Below are 4813 nucleotides of genomic sequence, written 5' to 3' on the forward strand. Positions count from 1 at the left end.
GCCTTCAGCCGCCCCCTCCCCCTTTATTTCGCCTCCAAGGGCATGGGGGCCCAGCGCCCGCCCCACCGGGAGGAGCACAACCAAAAAACGGGCCTTTCGGCCCGTTTTTCGTTGCAACGTCACCCGCTCGGTCAGCCGCCGCCACCACCGCCGGCATGGATGCCGCCGGCCGTCAGTGCCGCCGGATCCAGCAGCTTGCGCAGCTCCGTCTCGGACAACCCGCTGTCTTCCAGCGCCACGTCCAGCACCGGGCGTTGCTCCTTGTAGGCGCGCTTGGCAATCGCCGCGGCCTTTTCATAGCCGATGATCGGGTTCAGCGCGGTCACCAGGATCGGGTTGCGGTCCAGCGCCTCGCGCACCCGGTCTTCGCGCACCGTCAGGCCGGTGATCGCGGTATCGGCCAGCAGCCGCGAGATGTTGGACAGCAGGCCGATCCCATCGAGCAGGTTGGCCGCGATCAGCGGCAGCGTCACGTTCAACTGGAAATTGCCGGTCTGCCCGGCCACCGTGATTGCGGTGTGGTGGCCGATCACCTGCGCGCACACCATCACCGTGGCCTCCGGAATCACCGGGTTTACCTTGCCCGGCATGATCGAGCTGCCCGGCTGCAGCGCCGGCAGTTCGATTTCGCCCAGGCCAGCCAGCGGACCGGCATTCATCCAGCGCAGGTCGTTGGCGATCTTGATCAGGGCCACCGCCAGCGCGTTGAGCTGGCCGGACAGTTCCACCGCATCGTCCTGCGCGGCCAGGCCTTCGAACTTGTTCTCGGCGCTGTCGAACTTGACCCCGGTCTGCTGCTTGAGCAGTTTGGCCACGCGTTCGCCAAAGCGCGGATCGGCATTGATGCCGGTGCCGATCGCGGTGCCGCCCAGCGGCAGCCGACGCAGGCGCTTGAGGCTGTCTTCGATACGCTCCTGCGCCGAGGACAACTGCGCCGACCACGCACCGAACTCCTGCTCGAAGGTCAGCGGCATGGCGTCCATGAGGTGGGTGCGCCCGGTCTTGACCACCTTGCGCAGGCTGCGGCCCTTCTTGTCGATGGTCTTGCGCAGGTGCACCAGCGCCGGCAGCAGCTGTTCGTGCACGCCCAGCAGCGCCGAGACGCGCAGCGCGGTGGGAATCACATCGTTGGAGCTCTGCCCCTGGTTGACGTGGTCGTTGGGATGCACCGCCAGCTTGCCCGCCTTGCCCGCGCGGTTGGCCAGGGTGGCAATCACCTCGTTGGCATTCATGTTCGACGACGTGCCCGAACCGGTCTGGTACACATCGATCGGGAAATGCGCATCGTGCTGGCCGTCGGCCACTTCGGCCGCGGCTGCCTCGACCGCCTTGCCGATGTTCTTCGGCAGATGACCCAGCTCGACGTTCACCGCCGCCGCTGCGCCCTTGACCAGGCCCAGCGCGCGGATGAAGCCGCGCGGCATGCGCTGCCCGGACACCGGGAAATTGTTCACGGCCCGCTGCGTCTGCGCGCCCCACAACGCATCACTGGGCACCTGCAGTTCGCCCATGCTGTCGTGCTCGATCCTGAAACCCTTGCTCATTGCATCAACTCCGCGATTCTTTCGGTAGGGAAAGGGAACCTGCGGCTGGCAACGGGCCTGATTCCCTGGCTGGCGGCTCTACGCACAATACTCCCACCGTGCACCGAACCCAACAGCGCGGGTGATCGGCTAGACTCGGGATTCGTGTCCATTCAGAAAGACTTCCGCCCCCCATGGGTGACGACCCTCACTGTAGTTTCTGGCGCGCCGCTGCGCGCATGCCCCTGCCCGCGCACCCCGCCGGCGCCGATGCCCCCCTGCCTGCTGCGGCCACGCCGCGGGGCGCGCGATGATCGGCAACCTCCTTCTGCTGCTGTTGGCCTTCGGCCTGGTGCTGCTCAACGGGTTCTTCGTGGCCGCCGAGTTCGCCCTGGTCAAGCTGCGCCATACCCAGGCCGTCGGCCTGGCCGAACGCCACGGCTGGCGCGGCCGCCTGCTGCTCAACGTGCATTCGCACCTGGACGCGTACCTGTCGGCCTGCCAGCTGGGCATCACCCTGTCCTCGCTGGGCCTGGGCTGGGTCGGCGAACCGGCCTTCGCGCACCTGCTGCAGCCGTTGTTCGATGCCTTCGGCATGAGCGCCGACGCCTCGCGCCTGACCGCCTTCATCATCGCCTTCAGCGTGATTTCGTTCCTGCACATCGTGCTGGGCGAACTGGCCCCCAAGTCGATGGCGATCCGCCGCCCGGACCGCATGTCGCTGTGGACCGCCGCGCCGCTGTACCTGTTCTACTGGGCCATGTACCCGGCCATCTGGCTGCTCAACAACAGCGCCAATGCGCTGCTGCGGCTGGCCGGCTGGGGCGATGTTGAACACACCTCGCACCGCTATTCGCGCGAGGAACTCAAGCTCATCGTCGGCCGCCAGCAACCCACCGACAGCGCGCCCGACCAGGGCCTGACCCTGATGAGCCACGCACTGGAACTGCCGGAGCTGGTCGCCGGCGACCTGATGCGCCCGCGCGACCATATGCGCGCGTTCCGCGACGGCATGGATCTGGCCGAGGTGATGGCCGAGTTCGCCGAGAGCCGCTACAGCCGCTACCCGTGGTTCGACCGCGACGGCGAGGACGTGCTCGGCATCCTGCACATGAAGGACCTGCTGGTGGAGATCGCCCGCGGCCAGCCCACCGACGACCTGCGCGCCCTGCTGCGCCCGGCCAACCTGATCGCGCTGGAAACGCCGGTTCCCAGCGTGCTGGAACGCTTCCGCACCGGCACCACGCACCTGGCGCTGTGCGTGGAGGAACATGGCCGCATCCTGGGCTACTTCACCCTGGAAGACCTATTGGAAGTGGTGGTCGGGGACATCGAAGACGAGCACCCGCATATCGTCAAGGACGCCCCCACCCGTGGCGCCGATGGCAGCTTGCTGGTGGCCGGCTCGACCTCGATCTTCCGGCTGGAGCGCCTGCTCGGGCATGACCTGGAGGCCCCGGACCACCTCAATTCGGTCGGCGGGCTGATCGTCCACCAGTTGCAGCGCCTGCCGGAAGAAGGCGAGCAGCTGGTGATCGACGGCCACCAGTTCACCATCAAGCGCATGGCCGGCCACCGCATCCAGGCCGTCACCGTACGCATGGCACAGGCCGAGCCCCCCGGGGAAGCGTAGAATGACGGCCCCCGCCGTCATTGCCCTGCGCCCGCCATGTCCGAATTCGCCCTGCTCGCCCTGTCCCCGCTCGATGGCCGCTACGCCGGCAAGGTCGACGCACTGCGTCCGATCTTCTCCGAATACGGCCTGATCAAGGCCCGCGTGAAGGTCGAAGTGGAATGGCTGCTGGCCCTGGCCAACGAGCCGGGCATCGTCGAACTGGCGCCGTTCTCGGCCGCCGCCACCGCCCGCCTGCGCGCGCTGGCCGAAGATTTCGCCCCGGCCCATGCCGCGCGGGTGAAGGAGATCGAGCGCACCACCAACCACGACGTCAAGGCGGTGGAGTACTTCATCAAGGAACAGCTCAAGGCCGACGCCGAGCTGGGCCCGGCGCTGGAGTTCGTCCATTTCGCCTGCACCAGCGAAGACATCAACAACCTCAGCTACGGCCTGATCCTGGAACAGGCCCGCCGCGAAGTGCTGCTGCCCAGCCTGGACGGCGTGACCGCCAGCCTGCGCGCCCTCGCCCACGCCCAGGCCGAGCAGCCGATGCTGTCGCGCACCCACGGCCAGACCGCCTCGCCCACCACCCTGGGCAAGGAAGTGGCCAACGTGGTCGCCCGCCTGGAGCGCCAGCGCAGGCAGATCGCCGCGGTGGAACTGACCGGCAAGATCAACGGCGCGGTCGGCAACTACAACGCCCACGTCATCGCCTACCCGGCGGTGGACTGGCCGGCCTTCGCCAAGCGCTTCGTGGAAAGCCTGGGCCTGGTGTTCAACCCCTACACCACCCAGATCGAGCCGCACGACAACGTCGCCGAAATCGGCGATGCCGCGCGCCGCGCCAACATCATCCTGATCGACCTGGCCCGCGACATCTGGGGCTACATCTCGCTGGGCTACTTCAAGCAGAAGCTCAAGGAAGGCGAAGTGGGCTCTTCGACCATGCCGCACAAGGTCAACCCGATCGACTTCGAAAACGCCGAAGGCAACTTCGGCATCGCCAACGCCCTGTTCGAGCATTTCAGCGCCAAGCTGCCGATCAGCCGCTGGCAGCGCGACCTCACCGACTCCACCGTGCTGCGCGCGGTCGGCACCGCCTTCGGCCACACCCAGGTCGGCCTGGATTCGCTGGCCAAGGGCCTGGGCAAGCTGACCGTGAACCCGGAGCGCCTGGACGCCGACCTCAACGCCGCGTGGGAAGTCCTGGCCGAAGCCGTGCAGACGGTCATGCGCCGCTACGGCCTGCCCAACCCCTACGAACAGCTCAAGGCCCTCACCCGTGGCCAGGGCATCACCGCCGAATCGATGCAGGCCTTCGTCGAATCGCTCGACCTGCCCGAAGACGCCAAACAGGGCCTGCGCGACCTGACCCCGGGCGGCTACATCGGCCTGGCGGCGGACCTGGCCAAGGCGATCTGAAGATCTCGCCCCCCCCGCATGACCCCGAAAAGGGACGCCGGCACTGCCGGCGTCCCTTCTTCGTTGTGAGGCGAGGAGCAGCCGGGCAGAGCCCGGCGCTACGGGCGCTCCATTGCCATGTGTTACGGGGTGCGCACGTAACAACGCAGGCCATTGACCCGCCTTACCTGCCGCCCAGACCGCATACCGTCCAGAGGTGACCGGGCGGCCTTGCCCAGGACCGTGTGTTGCCATGGATGGCAACACACGGTCC

At 67.5% G+C, this 4813-nt stretch carries 3 protein-coding genes; 2 read left to right on the forward strand and 1 reads right to left on the reverse strand.

Going from position 1 to position 4813, the window contains the following annotated elements; genetic code table 11:
* Positions 1-131: 131 nt before the first annotated feature.
* Positions 132-1544: a class II fumarate hydratase gene (locus DBR34_RS00785; RefSeq protein ID WP_128095313.1), complete on the reverse strand. Its 1413-nt coding sequence runs from the start codon at positions 1542-1544 to the stop codon at positions 132-134.
* Between the two features lie 289 nt (positions 1545-1833).
* On the opposite strand from DBR34_RS00785, the gene DBR34_RS00790 reads away from it, so the two are divergent.
* The gene (locus DBR34_RS00790) at positions 1834-3156 is read left to right on the forward strand and encodes a hemolysin family protein (protein ID WP_128095314.1); all 1323 of its coding nucleotides are present in this window, start codon (positions 1834-1836) and stop codon (positions 3154-3156) included.
* A gap of 36 nt (positions 3157-3192) precedes the next feature.
* Positions 3193-4560 carry an adenylosuccinate lyase gene (gene purB, locus DBR34_RS00795; protein WP_128095315.1) on the forward strand — a complete coding sequence of 456 codons (1368 nt, stop codon included), beginning with the start codon at positions 3193-3195 and terminating at the stop codon, positions 4558-4560.
* The last annotated feature ends 253 nt before the right edge of the window (positions 4561-4813 follow it).

It is taken from the genome of Stenotrophomonas sp. HMWF003 (genome assembly GCF_003061285.1).
In the GTDB taxonomy this organism is placed as follows: Bacteria; Pseudomonadota; Gammaproteobacteria; order Xanthomonadales; family Xanthomonadaceae; genus Stenotrophomonas; species Stenotrophomonas maltophilia_AP.